This window comes from Aquitalea pelogenes (genome assembly GCF_001515305.1).
In the GTDB taxonomy this organism is placed as follows: Bacteria; Pseudomonadota; Gammaproteobacteria; order Burkholderiales; family Chromobacteriaceae; genus Aquitalea; species Aquitalea pelogenes.
On record NZ_LNQV01000012.1, the window covers coordinates 17945 to 40135 of the forward strand.

The window sequence follows — 22191 nt, forward strand, 5'->3', positions numbered from 1 at the left end:
AAACACCGCCATGATGCGTGCGCTTTATGTTGCCAAAACCGGGATGGACTCCAGCCAGTTCAATCTGGATGTAATCTCCAACAACCTGGCCAACGTCAATACCGTCGGTTTCAAGCGCGGGCGCGCTGTGTTCGAAGACCTCTACTACCAGACCTTGCGTCAGCCGGGCGCCCAGCTGGCCGATGGCAGCACCACGCCCACCGGCCTGCAAGTGGGTACCGGTGCCACTGCCGTAGCCACCGCCAAGAACTTTACCCAGGGCAACATGACGCAAAGCAGCCAGCCGCTGGACTGGGCCATCACCGGTGACGGCTTCTTCCGCATCCTGCGTCCGGATGGCACCACGGCCTACACCCGTGATGGCGAATTCAAGCGCAATTCCAGTGGTGACATCGTCACCTCTGACGGTTACCAGTTGAACCCTAATATCAACATCCCCAGCACGGCTACCCAGATCACGGTATCCAGCGCCGGGGTCGTGCAGTATTTCCTGCCCAATAATCCGGCTCCGCAGACGGCTGGTACCATTCAGCTGACCACTTTCATCAACCCGCAAGGCCTGGAGAGTGTGGGCAATAACCTGTATCTGCAAAGTGCCTCGTCTGGTGATCCGCAAGATGGTGATCCGGGTACTGACAGCCGCGGTATCGTCCGGCAGGGTTTTCTGGAAGGTTCCAACGTGAATGTGACTGAAGAACTGGTCAACATGATTACCGCACAGCGCTCTTTCGAAATGAATTCCAAGGCCATTACCACGGCCGACCAGATGCTGCAGAAACTGACGCAGATGTAAGTTTGAACAAGGACGTTGACCGTCACGCAGAAAGTGCGCGACCAACAACGTCCTGATGCAGGTGCTTGTGCAATCAAAGGGCAGGCATGGCGTAATGAAACAGGTGCCATGCAAGAGGAGGGCGATATGAACATGCTGAAATGGATGACGCTGGGCCTGGTGGCCGTACTGGCCGGGTGTGCAGCCCAGGAGCCCCCGTTGGTGACCCTGCCAATGACGGCGCGGCCGCAACCACAGGCTGCTACCCTGCCTGCCAACGGTTCCATCTTCCAGTCGGGTAGCTATCGCGCCATGTTCGAGGACAAGATGCCGGCGCTGGTAGGCGATACGCTCACCATCAACATCCAGGAAAAGTCGTCCACCTCGCAGTCGGAACAGACCACGGCCACCCGTTCTTCGGCCTTGTCGGACACCATCTCCAGCGGCATGCAGCTGCCCTTCATACCCGGCAGCCTCACCAAGGGCCTGGGAGCATCGCTTAATGGCAGCGGTTCGGCCAGCAATACCGGCAAGGGTACCAATCAGGTAGCCACGACCTTTGTCAGCTCGATTACCGTGACGGTGATCGAAGTGCTGTCCAATGGCAACCTCGTTGTCAGTGGTGAAAAGGTGGTACGCATCAATGGCGATACCGAATCCATCCGCCTGTCCGGCGTGGTGAACCCGCGGGATGTCGCCGCGGATCGTTCGGTATCTTCACTCAAGGTGGCGGACGCCCGCATCGAGCAGGAAACCAAGGGTAATAACCGCCTGTATAATGAGCCGGGTTGGCTGGCCAAGTTTTTCCTCAGCATCATTCCCATTTGATGGCCAGGACTGGATGACATCATGAAAAAATTCCTGCTTGCACTGACTTGCCTGATGCTGGGGGCGCAAGTGCTGGCGGCCGATCGGCTGAAAGACATCACCAACATCGCCGGCGTGCGTTCCAACCAATTGCTGGGTTATGGCCTGGTGGTGGGGCTGGACGGTAGTGGTGACAAGGTAACTTCTTCGCCGTTTACCGGCCAGTCGCTGTCCAATATGCTCACCCAGCTGGGCGTGCAGATTCCGCCCGGAACCAAGGTTGACCCCAAAAACGTAGCGGCAGTCAGCCTGACCGCCACGCTGCCGCCCTTTGCCCGCAAAGGCCAGGCGCTGGACGTGACGGTGTCGTCCATCGGTGATGCCAAGAGCCTGCGTGGCGGCACCTTGCTGCTGTCTCCGCTCAAGGGTGCCGATGGCCAGATTTACGGTATGGCCCAGGGTAATGTACTGGTTGGCGGCGCGGGAGCCTCCGCCGGTGGCAGCAAGGCGCAGATCAACCAGTTGAGCGTGGGGCGCATTGCCGGTGGTGCTACGGTGGAGCGTGAAGTGCCTACCGCGCTGGGTAATGGCGAATTCATCAACCTGGAATTGCAGGAAGCCAATTTCACCATGGCCAATCGCGTGGTGCAGGCCATCAACAAGGCGTTTGGCAGTGGCACTGCCCGTGCGGTGGATGGTGGTCTGGTGGAAGTGCGTGCGCCGTTTGATTCCAACCAGCGCGTGCAGTTTCTGTCGCGGATGGAAAATCTTGCCGTAGACCCGGCAGAAGTTTCCCCTCTGGTCATTATCAATGCCCGTACCGGCTCCATCGTGATGAACCAGGCGGTGCAGCTGGAGCCTTGTGCAATTGCCCACGGTAACCTGACAGTCACCATCAGCAACAACCCGCAGGTCAGCCAGCCGCCAGCCCTGTCCGGAGGCCAGACCGTAGCTACCAATCAGGCCAACGTCAGTGTGACCAGTGATGGTGGCAAGGTGCTGAAAGTGGCCAAGAGCGCCAATCTCAACCAGGTGGTATCGGCATTGAATGCGCTTGGTGCCACCCCGCAAGACCTCATTTCCATCCTGCAGGCGATGAAGGCTGCAGGCTCGCTGAAGGCTGATTTGCAGATCATCTGAGCCCTGGTTTTCCTGCTGGCAAAAGGCCCCGCAAGCGGGGCCTTTTTCGTTGGCCCGCTTCTTGCTATGTGAGCGGCAAGGAGCGAGACATGACGACGCAGTTTTCCCCTAGCTATACGGCAGCAGATGCCCAGAACCAGCAACTGGCGGTAGACCCGACCCAGATGTCCGGCCTGCGTGCGCGTATGGCCAAGGACCCGCAAGGTGCTGCCAAGGAAGCCGCGTCGCAGTTTGAAGCCCTGTTGATGGGGACCATGCTCAAGACCATGCGTCAGACCAAGTTTGATGACGAGCAGGATTCCGACATGGACACCTACCGCGGCATGCTGGACCAGCAACTGGTGCAGTCGCTCAGCAAAGCCGGGGGGATGGGCATTGCCAACCTGGTTTACCAGCAGATTGCCAAGCAGCAAGGTCTTGACCCGGCCGCGGATGCCACGCAGTTACGGCCTGCTTCATCCGGTCCGGTGCTGGCTAGCCGCTTCAGCCAGTCCTCGGCGCTGAAAGCCTATCAGGCGGCACAGGCAGAAGCGGCCACTGCAGGCAGCAGTACGACGACACCGACGGCAACGGTTACGGTAGGCGGTGACAGCAAGAGCTTTGTACAGGGCTTGTTGCCGCATGCGCGGCAAGCTGCAGCGCAACTGGGTGTGGCACCGGAGTTTGTGGTGGCCCATGCCGCGCTGGAAAGCGGCTGGGGCAAGCGCGCCATTCGCAATGCCGATGGCAGCAACTCGCATAACCTGTTTGGTATCAAGGCGACTGGAGACTGGCAAGGCAAGTCCACCAGCATCACCACGACCGAATATGTCAATGGTGTGCCGCAGAAACGGGTGGACAGCTTCCGCTCCTACGATTCCTATGCCGATGCATTCAGCGACTATGCGCGCATGCTCAAGGAGTCGCCACGTTACCAGGCTGTGCTCAACCAGGGCCGTAATGTGGCCGGTTTCGCGCAAGGCTTGCAAAACGGTGGTTACGCCACCGATCCGCGCTATGCGCGCAAGCTGGTGGATGTTGCCGCCACGCTGGCGCAGCAGTCGGTCCGGTCCTGATTAAAGTTTAAGCAGTTGCAGTCGATATAACAGCAGAGAGGAAAAAATGGGCTCAAATATATTTTCCATTGGCGTCAGTGGCCTGAATGCGGCACAAACCGCCCTGTCTGTTGTTGGCCAGAACATTGCCAATGGCAATACGCCCGGATATAACCGCCAGGTGCTGAGTCAGGCTGCGCGCATGCCGCAACAGGAAGGCTTCGGCTACCTGGGCCAGGGCGTGGACATTACCGGCATCAGCCGCATCTACGACAAGTATCTTGATACCCAGGTGCTCACTGCTCAGGCTGGCAGTAATTATTATTCCAGCCAGTTGTCCCAGCTTAACCAGATCAACAACCTGTTGTCTGATCCTACGGTTGGCCTGAGCAATTCTTTCCAGAGCTTTTACAGCAGTCTGCAAACCCTGTCGCAAGACCCGTCCTCGGTGCCCAGCCGGCAGACCGTGGTCAATATGTCGCAGGCGCTGGTTTCCAATTTCACCGCTATCGGCAACAACCTGTCGCAAATGCAGGCCGGGGCCAATTCGCAAATTACCAGCACGGTAAACAGCATCAATGCACTGGCGCAGAACATTGCCGACCTGAACAATCAGATTGCCGCTGCTGCTGCGGGCAATACCCAGCAACAGCCGAACGACCTGATGGATCAGCGCGACCAGGCCATGGAGCAGCTGAACAAACTGGTCAGCGCCAAGGCTGTGCCGCAATCGGATGGTACCTACAGCGTGTTCATCGGTAATGGCCAGGCGCTGGTGATGGGCAATAATGTCACCAAGCTGGGAACACAGAACGACCCCACCAATCCCCTGAACGTGCAGGTTACCTATCCCAATGCAAACGGCACCAATACCGTGGTGCCCAGTACCGCCCTGGCGGGTGGTCAACTGGCGGGTTATCTGGATTTTCGTGACGGTACTTTGTTGTCTACCCAGCAGAAGCTGGGCACGCTGGCTATCGATTTCACCACGGCCATGAATTACCAGAACCAGCTGGGACGTGATTTGTCCGGCAATCAGGGCGGATTGATCTTTGCCGACATGACCAGTTACGCCTCGCACCCACAGGATGCAGTGGCCAATATGCAGTTGCTGTTGTCCGACCCTACCAAGCTGGCTGCCTCGTCTTCTTTGCAACTGGGCAGTGGTGGCATCACCCCGTCCGGTACCGGCGTCACGCTGTCCGGTGTGTGGGCCAGCATGCCCGGTACGTATGGCTGGGCCAGCACATCGTCGCCGCCTTCGGTATCGACGCACCCGGTTACCGGCCTGACCGGCATGAGCATCAATGCCACCACTGCAACCAGCATTACTGCCACGCTGACCGGTGGCCCGGACAACGGTCAGACCTTCAACGTAGTGCCGGACCCGACGGTATCCAACGGTTACAAGCTGGTGGACAATGCCACGCCTGCCAACGACCTGGGGATCAAGTTCCAGCTGTCCGGCCAGATGAAGGCCGGCATGACCATCAATGTCTCGCCGGTGCCCACTGGCACGGCAGTCAGCGGCAACGGTAACAACCTGGGCGAAATGATGGGCTTGCAGACCCGCAAGATTGTTGACGATAACAAGAATGGTACCAATACCGGCTTGCAGTCTTTCCAGACTTACTATTCGACCACCGTCAGCTTTGTGGGGAATGCCACCAATACGGTGAAACTGGCATCGTCGTCGCAAACCACCCTGCTGCAGCAGGCTACCACCTCGCGCTCCAATGTCAGCGGGGTGAACATGGATCAGGAAGCCGCCGACCTGATCAAGTACCAACAGGCATATCAGGCATCTGGCAAGGTTCTCCAGATTGCACAGACACTATTCCAGCAAATCCTGCAAATGGGTGGCTGAGGCGAGGGTTGAATCATGAGAATCAGTACCGCTACTTCTTACCAGACCGGCACCTACGACATGCAATCGCTGCAGTCGCAGTTGCAGTCCTTGCAATCCCAGCTCGATACGCAGAAGCGTGTGGTCACCCCGGCCGATGATCCGGTTGCTGCTGCGCGCATCCTGCAGCTGAACCAGTCTGACGGGATGAATACCCAGTTCATCACCAACACCAAGGCGGTGGAGTCCACCTTGTCGCTGGCCGAGTCGCAGCTGACCAATGCATCAAACTTGCTGACCAGTCTGAAAGCTTCCGCCATCCAGGCGGGTAACACCGTCCTGTCGTCCGACCAGTTGCTGATGATTCAGAAGCAGGTGCAGGAGGGCATTTCCGAAATGACCGGTTACGCCAATGCTACCGACGGCAAGGGCAACTACCTGTTCAGTGGCAACAAGGTGGATACGCCGCCCTTTGTGCTGGATGCAACATACGCTGCGACTTATCAGGGGGACACCGGTCAGCGCAATGTCCCCATCAGTGCCTCGCGCAGCATGCAGATTTCCGATGCGGGCAGCAATATCTTTGGCAATGCAACGAGCCCGACGGCAGTGTTTGATGCGCTCAAGTCGCTCAATGACCTGCTGGCGCAGAACCCCAAGCCATCTACTTACAGTACCGACATGGGCAATATCGTTTCGGCACTGGATACCGCCCAGAAGAACCTGGCCACCAATATTGCGTCGATTGGTGCCCGTCGTCAGGAAAACCAGAGCGTGCAGGACATGGGGACCAGCTGGTTTGCAGTACAAGAGTGGCATCAGTGACTTGCAGGATCTGGACATGCCCAGTGCCATCACCAGCTTTACCCAGACCCAGACTTCGCTCAAGTACAGTCAGCTGGTGTACAACAAGGTGACCAGCCTGTCCCTGTTCAACTACATGTCCTGAGCCCGGCCTCAGGCAGCACAAAACCAGAACGGCTACCACAAGGTAGCCGTTTTTAATGGTTCTGCCGGGCGGTTACAGGGTGGCAGGTTCCACCACGATGCCGGCCCGCAGGCCGGGTTTGACGCCGGGATTGGGGAACAGGATACGTTCCGCCCCGCCATCAGCGACATAGCGTTCTGCACCATCTTCGGCAATCAGGAAACCATCAGGCAGGGCTGTGAAATTTTCCACCTGTGCATCCAGGTGCAGGCGGAAGGCCTCGCTGTGTTTGATCAGGTCGTACTTGGCCCGGAACAGCGGATAGTCACCCGGCTGATAGTCAGCCAGCGGCGGCGTGGTATCACTCACCAATTGGCGCAGGGCCTGGTCGATACCGGCAAAGCGGGACAGATCGTTATGGCCAAACGGGCGGGCCTTGCCCAGTTCCAGGGTGAAGGCATGCGCCTGATGCGCGTGGCTGGTGTAATAGCTGAAGGTGTTGGCCGGTTTGCTGTGCAGCAGTACCGCCTCGATACCGCAATGTTTCAGCCAGGCAAGTTGAGCCGGATCATGCGCGCGCTGGTGCAGGAAGGGGTAGATGGCAAACTTTTCATATACCGAACCACGGATGGCGGTGTGCAGGTCGTAATGCAGGCGCAGTGCATGGGCCGGAGCCTGGGCAAAGAAGCGGTCGGCTTCTTGTTCCAGCAAGGCAGCACAAGCGGCCTCTTGCGCGTCAGGCTGCTGCTGGTGGGCGCCATTGAACAGACGATTGAGGTCGTAATCCAGATAGCGCTCGCCTTGCTGCATGGCTTTGGGGTTGCCAAATGCCACCAGCAGCCGGTGGTGCAAGGGCAGGGTGCCGCTGGCAATATCGGCCAGCATGGCGTCGATTACTTCGATGGGTGCGGTTTCATTGCCGTGGATGCCGCAGGACAACAGAATGAATGCGGGCTTGCAGTGCTGGCCTGCAGGGAATAATTCCACCACATTGGCGGCATGCCAGCGCGCAGTCACGCCAGTGGCCAGTTGCCATTCCGGCAGGGTGGTTGTGTTGGCTTGCAGCACGTGTTGCAGAAAACGGGATGGCTGAGAGGTCATCGGCAGTCCAGGCAAGAAACGATATCTGATTGTAACCATTTCCGCCCGGCGTGCAGCCGGCATGCCGCGCTGATGAACGGGCATGCCGTTTCTGGGCAATTCAGTCTATCCAGCCGGGTTTGCGCATTTCCAGGAATGCCCTGACGCCTTCCTGTCCCTCATCGCTGCGCCGCAAGGCCACCATGCGGTCTATGGTCAGGTCGATGACGGCGGGGGCAATGTCGCGGTGCTCGATGTCGCGGATCAGCTGCTTGGCTGCCACCATGGCGTGCGGGCCGTTCAGCAGCAGCTGGCGGCACATGTGTTCCACCGCGTCATCCAGTTCATCGTTTTCCACCGTCTGGTGAATCAGTCCCAGGCGACGTGCCTTGCCTGCGTTGATGCGTTCTGCCGTGACAAAGTAGCGGCGCGCGGCACGCGGGCCGATGGCGCGCATGATGTAGGGTGCTGCCAGGGCCGGAATGATACCCAGCTTCACGTCGGAGAAGCAGAACAAGGCTTCGGATACGCTGATGGAAACATCGCAGCAGGCAACCAGTGCCGCACCGATGCCAAAGGCCGAGCCTTGTACCCGTGCAATGGTGGGTTTGGGCAGGTGGTCCAGCGTTTCCAGCAGACGGGACAGGCGCTGGGCATCCCGTCTTTGCTGGCTTTCATCAAATTCGGTCAGGCGTCGCAGCCAGGCGCTGTCATGGCCTGCCGAGAAACTGATGCCCTCGCCAGTCAGTACCACAACACGAACACTGTCGTCTTCGGCCAGTGTTTCCAGGGTGGCGGTCAGCAAGTCCACCATCTTGTCATCCAGCGCATTGTGCAACTCGCCACGATTCAGGCTGATGGTGGCAATGCCTTGCGGGCTTACCTTGAGCAGTACGGCCTCTTCCATAGGGTTCTCCTTTGTTGTTGTTTGACTGTTGGCCCCGTCAGGGCTGGCAGAAGCGGATGATGCTGCGGCTGAAGGCTTCTGCCGCTTCGATATGCAGGACATGCGCAGCGTGCGGAATTTGTTCCAGCGTGGCATGTGGAATGCGTTGCTGCAAGATTTCTGCCTGATACAGCGGGGTGAGCCGGTCTTCCGCACCTAACAGGATGTGACAAGGAATCTGCAGTTGCGGCAGCCAGTTGCGGGCATCATGCTCCTTCACACCGTTGATCAGGCGGATGACTGCATCCCAGTCCACCATGCCGGCCAGGGTTTTCATGTCCTCCAGCATGGCCGCGTTGGCGGTGAGAAAACGGCTGGAAAACAGCCAGGGTATGCTGGCGCTGTAACGCAAATCCAGCCCACCCGCCTGGTTGCACTCTATCCAGCTCTGGCTGATGCGGTTGTTGGCCTCATCCGACCAGGCCAGGGTGGAAGCCAGCAGCAGCTTGCGCACGCGCTGCCCGTGCCGGTGGGCAAAGTGCTGGGCCACCATGCCGCCATAGGACAGCCCCACCAGAAAGACCTGCGACAGCTGCAAGGCATCCAGCAAGGCGGCAGCCAGGTCGGCCTGTTCTGCCAGCGTGTATTTGTCGGCGACGGGCTTGTCGGTTTGCCCCTGGCCCAGAAAGTCGAAGCGGATCACGCGATACTGGCTTTCCAGTGCCGGCATCATCAGGCCCCAGGCCGGTGTGGACATGGTGATGCCGTTGAACAGCAGCAAATCCTGCTGGCCATGACCGCTGATTTCATAAAAAACCGAGTGGCTGCCGAGTGCGAGATGGGGCATGGAAGGCTCCTGCGGTTGATGGCTTGCGCGGATCGTCGTTTCTGTCATTCTAGGCCGCATTGCCGATGGAGAGCCAGCAAGCGGCCGTTTTGTTGAGATTTACCCGTGGCCAGGTAAAGAGATTGTCATTTGTACGGTTTAAAGTACCGGTTTGTACATTGGCCGGATAATCAAACCATCGCTATGGACTGTACGCCGCAAAGGGAAGTGACCGAACTGGCCCAGCTGGCTTCGCGCTGTCACGAACTGGAAGAAATCATCAGCGAGCGACGCCTGCAGCCGGTATTCCAGCCGATTGTCGATCTCACCACCGGTGGGGTGTTGGGTTACGAGGGCCTGATCCGCGGGCCGTCCAACAGCCCGCTGCACTCGCCGGTCAGCCTGTTCGACCAGGCCGAACGCTGCCAGCTGACAGTGATGCTGGATCGAAGCTGCCGCCAGGTCACCATGGAACGTTTTGTCGAACTTGGGCTGTCCGGTTTGCTGTTCCTGAATATCTGTCCGGCCACCTTGTTGGCACCCGAACATCGTCAGGGTGAAACGCTGGCTTTCCTGCAGAAAATCGGCCTGTCGGCCGAGCGCATCATCATTGAGGTTACCGAAACCACGCCTGCCGCGTGCTATGACAGTTTGCGCCTTGCCACCACGCATTACCGCGACAATGGCTTTCGCATTGCGCTGGATGACCTTGGCGAAGGCTTTTCCAATTTACGGCTGTGGTCCGAGCTGCGGCCGGACTTTGTCAAACTGGACAAACACTTTGTCCAGCAACTGCATCTGGATCCGCTGAAAGAGCAATTTGTCCGCTCCATGGTGGACATTGCCCGCCAGTCCGGCGCCATGCTGGTGGCCGAAGGCATTGAAACCCAGGCCGAGCTGCGCACCTTGCAAAGGCTGGGCGTGCGCTATGGGCAGGGCTATCTGCTGGCGCGGCCCAGTGCGGTGCCGGCGCTGGATTTGCAGATTCACGTCAACGGCGTGGTGTGGGAGGGCGGTCGCAACCGCATGCCCTGGCAAATGCAGGCCACGGCGCGGGATTTGTTGCAGGAAGTGCCCTGCCTGACGCCGGATGTGCCCAATGAAGCGGCCTATCGCCTGTTCGATCGCGATCCGGCACGTTTTGCCATCCCGGTGGTAAAGGATGGCGTGCCGGTTGGCCTGCTGCGGCGTCATCACCTGCTGGAAAGCTTTGCCCGGCCATTCAATCGCGAACTCTACGGCAAGAAGCCCTGCACCACGATGATGGACAAGCAGCCCTTGATCGTGAATGCCGATTTGAACGTGCATGATTTGTCCACGCTGGTGGTGGCATCCGAGCAGCGTTATCTGGTGGATGGCTTCATCATTACCGAAAACGGGCAGTATCTGGGCATGGGGACCGGCTTTGCCCTGATGCGCAAAATGACCGAATTGCAGATTTCCGCTGCACGTTATGCCAACCCGCTTACCGGCTTGCCCGGTAATGTCCCCTTGTCCGAAGCGATAGACCGCTTGCTGGAAGCGCAGCTGCCTTTTGTGGTGGCCTATGCCGACCTGGACAATTTCAAACCCTTCAATGATCTGTACGGTTATGCGGCAGGAGACGAGATGATCTGCCTGCTGGCCCGGCTGCTGGTGGATTGCGTGGATGCCGACCGTGACTTTGTCGGTCATGTCGGCGGGGACGATTTTGCCTTGCTGCTGCAATCGCCAGACTGGCGGCCACGGCTGGAGCAGATGTTGCAGCAATTCGACGCAGCAGTGCGAGGCATGTTTGACCCCGTGCATCTGGCCAGTGGCGGTTTTGACATGCCGGGCCGTAATGGCGAGCAGATGCATTTTCCACTGACGTCCCTGTCGGTGGGTGTGGTCAGGGTGGCGCCGGGCCAGTTTCCCACGCATTACGAAGTCGGTGCTGCCACTGCGGAGGCCAAGAAGCAGGCCAAGAAGCAGCCGGGCAGCAGCCTGTTTGTCGAGCGACGCCTGGCGCATCCTGCTGGTGGGCTTGTTCGATGAATTAAACATGCCGGCCCGGAAAGCCTGTTTTGTATCAAATGTGAAGTGCCTATTCTGGTTTTTTTCCCCAAATGCAGCACTGTGAGGCCTGAAAGCCACATTGCTCGCTCACTTTTGATCAAGTTTCGTCTTGAGGCTTGTCAAATTTATTAAACGTAAGCTAGGCTTCTCTCCAGCAAAAGAGCAGCGTATAGACTGCTTTGGGCAGTAATGCTGGCATGACATGACGGGATGTTTAAGCCCATTTGTGATCAATGCACAGTGCTGACCAGATCGTTCGGGAGAGTAGGGGAGGAGCCAGCATGAATTTTGTCGCAGCACGCATTGCCGTTCATCACGGCAATACAGGCTACGCCCGCTTCAGTAGGCCCCCCCATGAAGGTATCGTTTCCGGTTTGACCGTTTTTCCCGCTTTTTCTTTGCCAGACACTGCCCATTCACGGTGGGGACTGGTATTGTTTTGAAAGCGGATTTAGGTGCGAGTGAAAAGGTGGTAAACCTGCCTTTTCTGTAAGCTGACCGTTATTCAGGTCGCGGACACGCGAAATCAGCCGCCTGGGCTGGAATAGTAGGAGGGAGCAAAATCATGACGGATGCTGTAGCGGCCAACAAGCCGGTTCAATCAAATGCTGGTACACAGGCTGCCAAGCAGGTTCAGAAAGTGCAAGCCAATGACAAGCCTTATCTGAAAATCAGTGGGGTGGTCAAAAAATTCGGCGACCACGTTGCTGTCGACAATGTTGATCTGGAAATCAGACAACACGAAATTTTTGCGCTGCTGGGTAGTTCCGGCTGCGGCAAGTCCACCCTGCTGCGCATGCTGGCAGGCATGGACAACCCGACTTCGGGCAAGATCATCCTCGATGGCGAGGATGTGATCGGCCTGGCGCCGTACGAGCGCCCGGTCAACATGATGTTCCAGAGCTATGCCTTGTTCCCCCACATGACCGTGGCCGAAAACATTGCCTTTGGCCTGAAACAGGACAAGCTGCCCAAGGCGGAAATCAGCGCCCGTGTGGATGAAATGCTGGATCTGGTGCAGATGCGCAAGTATGCCAACCGCAAGCCGCATCAACTCTCCGGTGGTCAGCAACAGCGTGTGGCACTGGCGCGCAGCCTGGCCAAGCGTCCGAAGCTGCTGCTGCTGGACGAACCGCTGGGCGCACTGGACAAGAAACTGCGTCAGCAAACCCAGCTTGAACTGGCCAGCACCATCGAAAAGGTGGGCGTAACCTGCATCATGGTGACGCACGACCAGGAAGAAGCCATGACCATGGCAGACCGCATCGGCATCATGTCCGAAGGCAAGCTGCTGCAAGTGGGCACCCCGACCGAAATCTACGACTACCCCAACTGTCGTTTCACCGCCGAATTCATTGGTGAAACCAATATGTTCGAAGGTGCGGTGACCGTGGATGAAGCCGACCGCGTGGAAATCACCTCGCAGGAACTGGGCGGTGTGGTACGTATCGACCACGGCATTACCGGTCCCAAGGGCATGCATGTGTGGGCCAGTGTCCGTCCGGAAGACGTACGCCTGGACCGCAAGACCGTGGCAGCCGGCCCGAACATGGCTGCTGGTGTGGTGGAAAACATTGCCTACATGGGCAGCTACTCCGTGTTCCACATCAAGCTGGCCAGTGGCAAGGTAGTGAAATCGGTTGTGCCGTCCTCGCGCTGGTACGATGCCGACGAAACCGCTCCCACCTGGGGCGACCCGGTATTTGTCAGCTGGCGTGCCGATGCACCGGTCATCCTGACCATGTAAGGTCAATCCAGCAGGTAAAAGCGGATACATCATCAGTGTGTCCGCTTTTTTTACGCCCGTAGTCATGGCTTTTGTTTCACGCAATTCAACTTCCTGTCACCGAGGTTCTCATGCTCCGCTTCGCCCATCAGCCTGCCGTGCCGTCCTACTACCAGGCCAGTGCCAGCCACTGGGAGGCCTGCCCGCCACTGCAAGGCGCGGTCGGTGCCGATATCTGCGTGGTGGGTGGCGGGCTGGCCGGTTTGTCCGCCGCGCTCAACCTGGCCGAGCGCGGTTTTACTGTCACTTTGCTGGAAGGCAGCACCATCGGCTTTGGTGCTTCCGGACGTAATGGTGGACAGGTGATTGCCGGTTATGCCTGTGGCACCGACACCTTGCGTGCGCAACTGGGGACCGAGCTGGCGCGGGTGATGTGGGATATGTCGGTGGAGGCGGTGGACATCATCGATGAGCGGGTAAGAAAACACGGCATTGACTGCGACTGGACGCGTGGGTTTTGCAATGCCGCCATCAAGCCGCGCCACATGCAGGAGCTGGAAGCCTGGCAGCACGAGGCTGAAACCGAATACGGCTATGGCGGCATGCAGCTGTGGGACAAGGCTACGCTGGCGCAGCAACTGGGCAGCGAACGCTATCAGGGTGGTTTGTTTGATCCGCGTTCCGGCCACTTGCATCCGCTCAACTACACCTTGGGTCTGGCGCGTGCCGCCATTGCCGCCGGGGTGAAGATTTACGAACAGTCCCCGGTATTGCGACTGGAGCAGGGCGCACAACCAGTGGTGCATGCCGAACAGGGGCAAGTGCGTTGCCAGCACGTGGTGCTGGCCTGCAATGCCTATATTGGCCAGCTGCTGCCGCAGCTGGAGCGCAAGATCATGCCGGCCGGCACTTATGTGATTGCCACCGAGCCACTGGGACGTGAACGCGCGGCCAGCCTGATCGCCAACAATATGGCAGTGTGTGACACCAACTTCGTGCTGGATTATTACCGCCTGTCGGCGGACAACCGTCTGCTGTTTGGTGGCAAAGTGAGTTACTCCGGGCGCGAGCCGCACGATCTGGCCGGGGCAATGCGCAGCGATATGCTGCGGGTGTTTCCGCAGCTGGCTGATGTGAAGGTGGACTATGCCTGGGGCGGTTTTTGCGACATCACCGTCAATCGCGCGCCGGACCTGGGCCGTCTGGCCGGCAATATCTACTACATGCAAGGCTTTTCCGGCCACGGGGTCAATGTCACCGGGATTGCCGGCAAGGTGATTGCCGAAGCCATTGCCGGCACCGCAGGCCGGCTGGATGTGTTTGCCCGCGTACAGCACCGCGACTTTCCCGGTGGCAAGCTGTTGCGCACGCCAGCACTGGTGCTGGGCATGGCCTATTATCGGATGAAGGACGCGCTGTAAAGCGCGTTGTTGGTCTGCCTGTGCATGCCAGTTGGATGATGATTATCGTGTAGCACCACAAAATGGAAGATATGCTGTCAAAAGACTGATCGGGCAGCATATTTGCCGTTTTTTTGCCGTCACGCCGGGCTGTGCCGGACACGGCTTTGCCCCAAAAAATGCCGCTGTGGTTCCGTCATCAAATTTTTACTTGTCAAGCTGCGTGATGTTGTTAAAATCCGCGCTCGTTTTGCAATGCAAAACACCGACAATCAATTGTTTCGCTCCGACATCCCAGGCCCACATAAAAGCTTTGTAGCCCGAAAGCCGCGCACTAAGGAGCGGGGTTATCCATCGAATCATTGAGGGAAAATCTCATGGCTTGGACTGTGGCTGATAGCCGGAGCCTGTACGGCATCCGGCATTGGGGGGCGGGCTATTTCGACGTGGGCGACAACGGATGCATCCAGGTGCAGCCGAATGTGCGCCATGCCACACGTATCGATCTGCACGAATTGAGCCGTCAACTGGGGGCAAAAGGACTGGATCTGCCGCTATTGGTGCGTTTTCCGGACATCCTGCAAGACCGTGTGACGCGCCTGTGCGGCGCATTTGACAACGCCATTGCCACGCAAAACTACGGCAATCGCTACACCGCCATTTACCCCATCAAGGTGAACCAGCAAGAAGCGGTGGTGAAAAGCATCATCGCCACCCGTGACGTGTCCATCGGTCTGGAAGCCGGCTCCAAGCCGGAACTGATGGCCGTGCTGGCGCTGGCCCCCAAGGGCGGCACCATCATCTGCAATGGCTACAAGGACCGCGAGTTCGTGCGTCTGGCGCTGATCGGCCAGAAGCTGGGCCATCAGGTGTTCATCGTCATCGAAAAAGAATCCGAAGTTGACCTGGCCATTGAAGAAAGCCAGAAGGTGGGCGTGCGCCCGATGCTGGGCATGCGCGTGCGCCTGTCCTCGCTGGCCAGCAGCAAATGGGCGGATACCGGTGGTGACAAGGGCAAGTTCGGTCTGTCCGCGGCCCAGCTGATTTCCGCTGCCGACAAGCTGGCTGCTGCCGGCATGTCCGACTGCGTGCGCTTGATGCACTTCCATATGGGTTCGCAGATTGCCAATATCGGCGACTACCGTGCCGGCTTCCGCGAAGCCGTACGTTACTTTGCCGAATTGCGTGCGCTGGGCCTGCCGATTGACCACGTCGATGTGGGCGGTGGTCTGGGCGTGGACTATGACGGCACCCATTCGCGCAATGCCAGCTCCATCAACTACGACATGGACGAATACGCCCAGGTCATCGTGTCGATGCTGGCCGAGTTCTGCGACGAAAACGGCATTCCGCACCCGCGCATCCTGTCCGAATCCGGCCGCGCCATGACCGCCCACCACGCGGTGCTGATCATGAACGTGACCGACGTGGAGCGCCTGCCGGAAAGCGTGCCGGAAGTGGACGACCTGTCGGTACTGGCCAAGCCGGTGCGCAAGCTGTTCGAGCTGATGGAACTGACCGACGAGGAAATGGTGACGGAAATCTATTACCGCGCCAGCCATTACGCGTCCGACGTGTCCGACTTGTATTCCGCCGGCCGCATTTCGCTGAAGGAAAAAGCCATGGCCGAGGACGTGCACGCCACCCTGTGCCGTCGCCTGCATCGCCAGTTGCAAGCCAGCCAGCGTTCGCAGCGCCAGGTGTATGACGAGCTGACCGACAAGCTGGCGGACAAGTATTTCTGCAACTTCTCGGTATTCCAGAGCCTGCCGGATACCTGGGCCATCGACCAGATCCTGCCCATCATGCCGGTCCACCGGCTGGACGAGCAGCCCACCCGCCGCGCCGTGCTGCAGGATTTGACCTGCGATTCGGACGGCAAGGTGAAGCAGTATGTCGACCAGCAAAGCATCGAATCCAGCATGTCGGTGCATGATGTAGAGCCGGGCAAGGAATACCTGATTGCCGTGTTCATGGTGGGTGCCTACCAGGAAATCCTGGGCGACATGCACAATCTGTTTGGCGATACCGACTCGGTCAACGTCTATGTGCGCGACAATGGCCAGCTGGAATTTGCCGGCGTGGAAGAGCATGACACCATCGAAGACATGCTGCGCTATGTGCACCTGTCGCCGGAGGAAATCCTCAACCGCTACGAAGAAAAAGCCCGTGCGGCCGACCTGTCCAGCGACGAGCGCAATGTGTTCTTTGCCGAGTTCTGCCGTGGTCTGAAGCAGTCGTCCTATCTGTCGGTGTAAGCCGCGCAGGTTTGATGCCAAAGAAAAAGCCCTGAGTGATCAGGGCTTTTTTGCGTGTATTGCTCAGAAAATCAGCCTTCGGCTTCGACAAAATCCAGTTCCGGCGGCTCGCGGCGGAAGAAGCCGGTGAGCTTGGCCAGATAGGCAATGCCAAGCGCCAGCCAGATCAGGCCCAGCATGATGGCACGGCTATCCAGGCTGACCAGCAGCCACAGGTCGGCAAGCATGCCGATCAGGGGGAACAGCAGGAACAGGAAGAAGTCTCGTGGTGCGCGGCGGCGCTGACGCACGTAGTAGTGGGCAATCACCGACAGGTTGACGAAGCTGAACGCGAGGAAAGCACCAAAGTTGATGAATGACGTGGAGGTGGTGACATCCAGCTTCAGCGCCAGCAAGGCCACCACGCCACAAATCACCAGATTGTTCACCGGGGTGCGAAAGCGCGCATGCAGCTTGCCGAACACGGACTGCGGCAGCACCGCGTCGCGGCCCATGGCGTACAGCAGACGCGAGGCACTGGCCTGCGCCGACAGGCCGGAGGCAAACTGGCCGATGATCAGGCCGATCAGGAAGATGCTGGCAAACAGGTCACCGCCGATATTCTTGGCAATTTCGAAAGCCGCATCATCCACGTTCTTGAACTGGCTGGACGGATGGGCCAGCTGCACAAAGTAGGATGCCACCACGAAAATCAGCCCGCCGATGATGGTAATCCACATGATGGCGCGTGGAATGGTGTGGCGTGCATCGCGGGTTTCCTCGGTAAGCGTGCTGACCGCATCAAAACCCAGAAAGGAATAACAGGCCACGGCGGCACCAGCCATGATCATCGGCAGCTTCATGTCGCCACGGAAGAAGGGCGCCAGATTCCACAAGGGCTTGCTGGCATCGCCCGCCACATAGTGGATGCACAGCGCGACAAAGGCCAGCAGCACCAGGAATTGCAGCAGCATCATCAGGTAATTGACGGTATTGGCCATCTTCAGTCCGACGATATTGATCAGCGTGGTGAACACGATGAAGGCAATCACCCAAACCGCCATCGGAATACCGGGGAAGGCCGACGCCAGATAGGCCGCGCCGATCAGCCAGATGGCCATTGGCAGGAACAGATAGTCCAGCAACACCGCCCAGCCCACCAGAAAGCCCAGCTTGGCGTGGATGGATTTGCGGGTGTAGGTGTAGGCTGAACCGGCCACCGGGAAGGCCGCCGCCATGCGGCCATAGCTGTAGGCGGTAAACAGCATGGCCACCAGCGCCACCAGATAGGAGGCGGGTACCATGCCATCGGTCATTTGCGCCAGGATGCCGAAGGTCCCCAGCACGATGATGGGCGTCATGTATGCCAGGCCAAACAGCACCACGGAGCCCAGCGTCAGCGAGCGCTCCAGTTGTTTCGTTTCCATTGTTTCTCCTTTGTTGCTCATGTTTGTGCTTGTTGTCATGAGCCTGTCTCTTTTGTTTTGACTGCCAGTGATTGCCAGGGTGTGGCTAGTGCCGGATGCGGAAGCTGCGCTGGCCGTTTTCGCCGTTGATGACTTCACCTGCCAGGGCAATGCGCCGGTCGTGCAGATAGCGGTAGTCGCGGCGGCTGGCCTCAAGTTGCTTCAGGTCCAGTGCCACACGCAGCTGTTGCGGGTCGCGGCCACAACTGGCCACCACTTGGCCAAAGGGGTTGATCACCGCGCTTTCGCCGGCAAATTGCAGGCCGTCACCGCTGCCGCAGCGGTTGGTCATCACGGCGAAGAGCTGGTTTTCCATGGCACGGGCGGTAATCGCAGTGCGATGTACCGGGCCGTAGGGGTCCATATTGCCGTTGGTGACAATCAGCAGGTCCACCTCCTGCTGCGCCAGCGCGCGGGCGGTTTCCGGAAACTCGATATCGAAACAGATGAGGATGCCGACGCGCAGGCCTTCCCACTCGCAGCTCACCAGTGCATCGCCGGGGGTGAAGATGCCGTGGTCGGATGCCCACAAATGGGTTTTGCGGTAAGCCAGTGCCACACCTTGCGGGGTGAGCAGGGCGGTGGTGTTGTAAAAGCGGCCTTCATGCGCCTCGGCAAAGCCGATGGCGATGCTGATGTTTTTCTCGCGTGCCGCCTGCTGGATGGTGCGGATGGCTGGGCCGGCTATGGGCTGGGCCAGTGCGGCGATATTGTCGGCGGTGGGAAAACCGCTGAGATAGGTTTCCGGGAATACCAGCAGCCGGGTATCCGGCCCGCAACGGGCAATGGCGTCCAGGGCGCTGGCGGTGTTGGCCGGGATGTCGCCATCGACACCGGGCAGCTGGGCCAGTTCTACAATCATGCTGTCTCCTTGGTTGAATGTTGTCAGACTACATCGCTGGCACTGCCCCGTTGTCTGCAGGGAGGCTGTTGGAGAGTCTGGAAGCGTGCTAGCTTGAGAAGCTGTCAGCGCAGGGCTCAGTATCGGCTGCTGTCAAGCGTATGAAAATTACATCAAGTGGGTAACCAGATTGGGGTAGTCGTGGCCTTGGAAATACAGGATATCGCCTGGCATCGCACGGTGGGGCGTTTGATTGATCAGCTGGACAAACCGGTGTTCTGGCCGTCCCTGCTGGGGGTGCTGGCCGATTATGTGGCTTTTGACAGCTGGGTGGTGCTGCTGTTTTACCCGGACCGCCCGCCCACGGTGCTGGCCGAGCAGGCCATGGCTGATGGCGGGGTGGATACCTTGTTTCAGGATTATCTGCAGGGACTGTACCGGCTGGACCCGTTTTATGTGGCCAGCCTGGAGTACCGCCATGCCGGGCTGCTGCGGCTGGACGAGGTGGCACCGGACCGTTTCCCCTTCACCGATTACTACCAGCGTTATTTCCGCCTGAACATTGTCGAGGACGAGGTGCAGTTCAACCTGCCCGGTGAGGATGGCAGCACCTTGTGCCTGTCGCTGGGGGCGGGGCAGCGCTTCAGCCCGGAGCAGATGGCCACGCTCAGCCTGTTGCAGCCCTGGGTACTGGCCCTGATGCGCCAGCGCCTGCATTTCGAGCAACTGGCCGCCAGCAAGCCTGCTGTGGCCGCGCCGCAGGCAGCCCCGGTCGGGCTGGAGGGGCAGGGCCTCACCCTGCGCGAGAACGAGGTTGCCCAGCTGATGCTGGGTGGTCATTCCAGCAAGGCGATTGCCCAGCGCTTGCAGATATCGGTGGAAACCGTGCGCGTGCACAAGAAACACCTGTACAGCAAGCTGGGTATCAATTCGTAATCCGAGCTGTTTTCGGTATTCCTGCGCGCCAGCCGGGCGTGAAAAAGCCTGCGCGTGGCAGGCTTGGTGTGATGCCGGGCTTGCTTACTGGATGATGCCGCCGCCCAGACAGATATCACCGTCGTACAGCACGGCAGACTGGCCTGGTGTCACCGCCCACTGTTTTTCGCGGAAGGTGAGGGTGGCCTGGCCATCCACTACCGGCGACAGCGAACAGGCCGCATCAGCCATGCGATAGCGGTTCTTGGCCGCGTATTCACCAGCGGCTGGTGCGCCGTTCAACGTCCAGGACAAATCGCTCATCGCCAGCGTGGGCTTGAGCAGCAGCGGGTGGTCATGCCCCTGCACCACGATCAGCTTGTTGCCCGGAATATCCTTGCCGGCAACAAACCACGGTTCGCCGCTGCCATCCTTGCTGCCGCCTATGGTCAGGCCCTTGCGCTGACCCAGTGTGTAGTACATCAGGCCCATGTGCTCGCCCACCACCTTGCCCTCTGCCGTCACCATCTGGCCCGGCTGGGTGGGCAGATAACGTTGCAGGAACTCGCGGAACGGACGCTCGCCGATAAAACAGATGCCGGTGGAGTCCTTCTTGGCTGCTGTCGGCAGGCCGGCTTCCTCGGCCAGTTTGCGCACCTCGGTCTTGCGGATGTCGCCCAGCGGGAAGATGGCTTTTGCCAGCTGGTGTTGCTGCAGGCGGTACAGGAAGTAGCTTTGGTCCTTGGTGTGGTCCACTGCCTTCATCAGGTAGTGCTGCCCGTCCTTTTCCATCTTGCGCGCGTAGTGACCGGTAGCGATGCAGTCGGCACCCAGTTCCAGCGCGTAGTCCAGAAAGGCCTTGAACTTGATTTCGGCATTGCACAGCACGTCCGGATTGGGGGTGCGGCCAGCCGAGTATTCCTTGAGGAAGTACGAGAACACGCGGTCCTTGTATTCCTTGGCGAAATTGACGATTTCTATGTCGATGCCGACGATGTCGGCCACGCTCATGGCATCCAGTGCGTCCTGCTTGATGGAGCAGTATTCGTCGTCGTTGTCGTCTTCCCAGTTCTGCATGAATACGCCGATGACTTCATGGCCCTGTTGCTTGAGCAGCCAGGCGGTTACCGACGAATCCACACCGCCGGACATGCCGACGACAATACGTTTCTTACCCGTCACGGGGAAAATCCTTCTTTCCAGAGAGCCAGGGGCACCACTACGGGTGGTTCCCCGAATGAATTGAACCAGCTGTCCACCACCCATTCCTGGCCGGTGTCCTGCTCGGTGATATGACTGGCAAAGTGTTGGGTCACCAGCCAGCGGGTGCGTCGCACAATGGGGTCGACCCGGTGAAAATGCAGCCAGCCCTGGGTTGCCAGGAACTGCAGGAAGGCTGAGTCGTTATGGCTGTGATCGATGCAGTCCATGCGGCCGTCGGCATCGTTGTCGAAGCGGTCGCCACCCTTGTCGTGCCACAGCGGGCTGTCTTGTGCCGACAGCCAGTACAGGGCCTGGACGGCACGCTGGATCTGGCTGCGTTCGGTACTGGCATCCTGCGGATGCTCGAACAGCCGGGCCAGCCAGTCGCGGGCTTCTTCGGAAATTTCCACTTCCAGCTGTTTGGCGCAGCCGTAATCATAACAGAGCTGCAAGGGGTCCGCATGCAGCGTCCCGGCGGCAAGCAGCATGCCAAGCCACAGGCAGCGGCGCAGCAGCAGGTGAAGGTGACGCAAGGTTTCCTCCCTTGCCGCCAGCTTCAGGGTTGATGGTGAATCAGGTCCAGGGCAAAGCGTTGTCCCAGCCGGTAGTCATCCAGGCATTGCATGACAACCGGGCTGCGGTGTTGCGACAGGCGGGCGGCGATTTCATCGTAAGTAAGCCAGTGCGCGCTGACAATCCCTGCATCCAGTTTTTGTGCCGGGTGATGTTGCACCGCACGCGCGGCAAAGGCAAAACGCAGCCAGGTAATGTCGCTGTCCGGTTTGTCCACCATGTAAATGCCCACCAGGTGTTGTAATTCCACCTCCCAGCCGGTTTCTTCGCGCGTTTCGCGGATGGCGGCGGCAAACAGGGTTTCACCGTGTTCCAGATGACCGGCGGGCTGGTTGAAGCGCAGGCCTTGCTCGGTTTCTTCTTCCACCATCAGATAGCGACCATCACGTTCCACGATGGTGGCCACTGTGGTATTCGGCTTCCATTGCATGTGACTGCTCCTAATGTAATTGACAATCGTTATTATTTGAAAAT

General features: G+C 58.9%; 19 protein-coding genes. 11 read left to right on the top strand and 8 right to left on the bottom strand.

Annotation, left to right across the window (positions count from 1 at the left end):
* The first annotated feature begins 10 nt into the window (after nucleotides 1-10).
* From flgG to flgL, 6 genes are all read left to right on the top strand, one after another.
* Nucleotides 11-793 (top strand): flagellar basal-body rod protein FlgG, encoded by a 783-nt coding sequence (flgG, locus tag AWT75_RS07005; protein WP_045845204.1) that lies wholly within the window; start codon nucleotides 11-13, stop codon nucleotides 791-793.
* Between the two features lie 126 nt (nucleotides 794-919).
* Nucleotides 920-1600 (top strand): flagellar basal body L-ring protein FlgH, encoded by a 681-nt coding sequence (locus AWT75_RS07010; RefSeq protein WP_062788536.1) that lies wholly within the window; start codon nucleotides 920-922, stop codon nucleotides 1598-1600.
* Between the two features lie 21 nt (nucleotides 1601-1621).
* On the top strand, nucleotides 1622-2719 hold the full coding sequence (locus AWT75_RS07015) for a flagellar basal body P-ring protein FlgI (RefSeq protein WP_045845203.1): 1098 nt from the start codon (nucleotides 1622-1624) through the stop codon (nucleotides 2717-2719).
* Between the two features lie 89 nt (nucleotides 2720-2808).
* Nucleotides 2809-3774 carry a flagellar assembly peptidoglycan hydrolase FlgJ gene (gene flgJ / locus AWT75_RS07020; protein WP_062788452.1) on the top strand — a complete coding sequence of 322 codons (966 nt, stop codon included), beginning with the start codon at nucleotides 2809-2811 and terminating at the stop codon, nucleotides 3772-3774.
* Nucleotides 3775-3820: 46 nt separating this feature from the next.
* Nucleotides 3821-5620 carry a flagellar hook-associated protein FlgK gene (flgK, locus tag AWT75_RS07025; protein ID WP_045845201.1) on the top strand — a complete coding sequence of 600 codons (1800 nt, stop codon included), beginning with the start codon at nucleotides 3821-3823 and terminating at the stop codon, nucleotides 5618-5620.
* A gap of 15 nt (nucleotides 5621-5635) precedes the next feature.
* The gene (flgL, locus tag AWT75_RS07030) at nucleotides 5636-6424 is read left to right on the top strand and encodes a flagellar hook-associated protein FlgL (RefSeq protein ID WP_239689497.1); all 789 of its coding nucleotides are present in this window, start codon (nucleotides 5636-5638) and stop codon (nucleotides 6422-6424) included.
* A 196-nt stretch (nucleotides 6425-6620) separates the two neighbouring features.
* Here flgL and astE read toward each other — a convergent pair whose 3' ends face one another.
* The 3 genes from astE to AWT75_RS07045 form a co-directional block, all read right to left on the bottom strand.
* Nucleotides 6621-7628, bottom strand: coding sequence for a succinylglutamate desuccinylase (gene astE, locus AWT75_RS07035; protein ID WP_062788454.1), 1008 nt, complete (start codon nucleotides 7626-7628; stop codon nucleotides 6621-6623).
* A 100-nt stretch (nucleotides 7629-7728) separates the two neighbouring features.
* Nucleotides 7729-8514: an enoyl-CoA hydratase-related protein gene (locus AWT75_RS07040; RefSeq protein WP_045845199.1), complete on the bottom strand. Its 786-nt coding sequence runs from the start codon at nucleotides 8512-8514 to the stop codon at nucleotides 7729-7731.
* 37 nt (nucleotides 8515-8551) lie between these two features.
* Nucleotides 8552-9340, bottom strand: a complete 789-nt coding sequence (locus AWT75_RS07045; RefSeq protein ID WP_062788457.1) for an alpha/beta fold hydrolase — start codon at nucleotides 9338-9340, stop codon at nucleotides 8552-8554.
* 207 nt (nucleotides 9341-9547) lie between these two features.
* On the opposite strand from AWT75_RS07045, the gene AWT75_RS07050 reads away from it, so the two are divergent.
* From AWT75_RS07050 to speA, 4 genes are all read left to right on the top strand, one after another.
* Nucleotides 9548-11335 carry a GGDEF domain-containing protein gene (locus tag AWT75_RS07050; RefSeq protein ID WP_239689498.1) on the top strand — a complete coding sequence of 596 codons (1788 nt, stop codon included), beginning with the start codon at nucleotides 9548-9550 and terminating at the stop codon, nucleotides 11333-11335.
* Between the two features lie 586 nt (nucleotides 11336-11921).
* Entirely contained in the window at nucleotides 11922-13103 is a 1182-nt protein-coding gene (locus tag AWT75_RS07055; protein WP_082695992.1) for an ABC transporter ATP-binding protein, read from the top strand.
* 110 nt (nucleotides 13104-13213) lie between these two features.
* The gene (locus AWT75_RS07060; protein WP_062788461.1) at nucleotides 13214-14503 is read left to right on the top strand and encodes an NAD(P)/FAD-dependent oxidoreductase; all 1290 of its coding nucleotides are present in this window, start codon (nucleotides 13214-13216) and stop codon (nucleotides 14501-14503) included.
* A gap of 356 nt (nucleotides 14504-14859) precedes the next feature.
* A complete protein-coding gene (gene speA / locus AWT75_RS07065; RefSeq protein ID WP_062788463.1) occupies nucleotides 14860-16740 on the top strand; it encodes an arginine decarboxylase in 1881 nt (626 codons plus the stop codon).
* 71 nt (nucleotides 16741-16811) lie between these two features.
* On the opposite strand, the gene AWT75_RS07070 is transcribed toward speA, so the two are convergent.
* Both AWT75_RS07070 and AWT75_RS07075 read right to left on the bottom strand, forming a co-directional pair.
* Nucleotides 16812-18146 (bottom strand): APC family permease, encoded by a 1335-nt coding sequence (locus AWT75_RS07070; RefSeq protein ID WP_062788465.1) that lies wholly within the window; start codon nucleotides 18144-18146, stop codon nucleotides 16812-16814.
* 85 nt (nucleotides 18147-18231) lie between these two features.
* Nucleotides 18232-19047: a carbon-nitrogen hydrolase family protein gene (locus AWT75_RS07075; RefSeq protein ID WP_045845193.1), complete on the bottom strand. Its 816-nt coding sequence runs from the start codon at nucleotides 19045-19047 to the stop codon at nucleotides 18232-18234.
* Between the two features lie 180 nt (nucleotides 19048-19227).
* Here AWT75_RS07075 and AWT75_RS07080 point away from each other — a divergent pair, with 180 nt between their 5' ends.
* Complete coding sequence (locus AWT75_RS07080; protein WP_062788467.1) at nucleotides 19228-19962, top strand: helix-turn-helix transcriptional regulator; 735 nt, start codon at nucleotides 19228-19230, stop codon at nucleotides 19960-19962.
* Nucleotides 19963-20046: 84 nt separating this feature from the next.
* Here the strand turns inward: AWT75_RS07080 and mnmA are convergent, their stop codons facing one another.
* From mnmA to AWT75_RS07095, 3 genes are read right to left on the bottom strand one after another with little or no spacing between them, the layout of a single operon-like run.
* The gene (gene mnmA, locus AWT75_RS07085) at nucleotides 20047-21123 is read right to left on the bottom strand and encodes a tRNA 2-thiouridine(34) synthase MnmA (protein WP_062788469.1); all 1077 of its coding nucleotides are present in this window, start codon (nucleotides 21121-21123) and stop codon (nucleotides 20047-20049) included.
* Nucleotides 21120-21677, bottom strand: coding sequence for a hypothetical protein (locus tag AWT75_RS07090; RefSeq protein WP_052693739.1), 558 nt, complete (start codon nucleotides 21675-21677; stop codon nucleotides 21120-21122). The genes mnmA and AWT75_RS07090 overlap by 4 nt, the downstream gene beginning before the upstream one ends.
* A gap of 23 nt (nucleotides 21678-21700) precedes the next feature.
* On the bottom strand, nucleotides 21701-22147 hold the full coding sequence (locus AWT75_RS07095) for an NUDIX hydrolase (protein WP_062788471.1): 447 nt from the start codon (nucleotides 22145-22147) through the stop codon (nucleotides 21701-21703).
* Nucleotides 22148-22191: the final 44 nt, after the last annotated feature.

Coding starts and splice junctions, on each gene's coding strand:
- flgG (WP_045845204.1), top strand. CDS start 11: ATGATGCGTGCGCTTTATGTTGCCAAAACCGGGATGGACTCCAGCCAG.
- AWT75_RS07010 (WP_062788536.1), top strand. CDS start 920: ATGAACATGCTGAAATGGATGACGCTGGGCCTGGTGGCCGTACTGGCC.
- AWT75_RS07015 (WP_045845203.1), top strand. CDS start 1,622: ATGAAAAAATTCCTGCTTGCACTGACTTGCCTGATGCTGGGGGCGCAA.
- flgJ (WP_062788452.1), top strand. CDS start 2,809: ATGACGACGCAGTTTTCCCCTAGCTATACGGCAGCAGATGCCCAGAAC.
- flgK (WP_045845201.1), top strand. CDS start 3,821: ATGGGCTCAAATATATTTTCCATTGGCGTCAGTGGCCTGAATGCGGCA.
- flgL (WP_239689497.1), top strand. CDS start 5,636: ATGAGAATCAGTACCGCTACTTCTTACCAGACCGGCACCTACGACATG.
- astE (WP_062788454.1), bottom strand. CDS start 7,628: ATGACCTCTCAGCCATCCCGTTTTCTGCAACACGTGCTGCAAGCCAAC.
- AWT75_RS07040 (WP_045845199.1), bottom strand. CDS start 8,514: ATGGAAGAGGCCGTACTGCTCAAGGTAAGCCCGCAAGGCATTGCCACC.
- AWT75_RS07045 (WP_062788457.1), bottom strand. CDS start 9,340: ATGCCCCATCTCGCACTCGGCAGCCACTCGGTTTTTTATGAAATCAGC.
- AWT75_RS07055 (WP_082695992.1), top strand. CDS start 11,922: ATGACGGATGCTGTAGCGGCCAACAAGCCGGTTCAATCAAATGCTGGT.
- AWT75_RS07060 (WP_062788461.1), top strand. CDS start 13,214: ATGCTCCGCTTCGCCCATCAGCCTGCCGTGCCGTCCTACTACCAGGCC.
- speA (WP_062788463.1), top strand. CDS start 14,860: ATGGCTTGGACTGTGGCTGATAGCCGGAGCCTGTACGGCATCCGGCAT.
- AWT75_RS07070 (WP_062788465.1), bottom strand. CDS start 18,146: ATGGAAACGAAACAACTGGAGCGCTCGCTGACGCTGGGCTCCGTGGTG.
- AWT75_RS07075 (WP_045845193.1), bottom strand. CDS start 19,047: ATGATTGTAGAACTGGCCCAGCTGCCCGGTGTCGATGGCGACATCCCG.
- AWT75_RS07095 (WP_062788471.1), bottom strand. CDS start 22,147: ATGCAATGGAAGCCGAATACCACAGTGGCCACCATCGTGGAACGTGAT.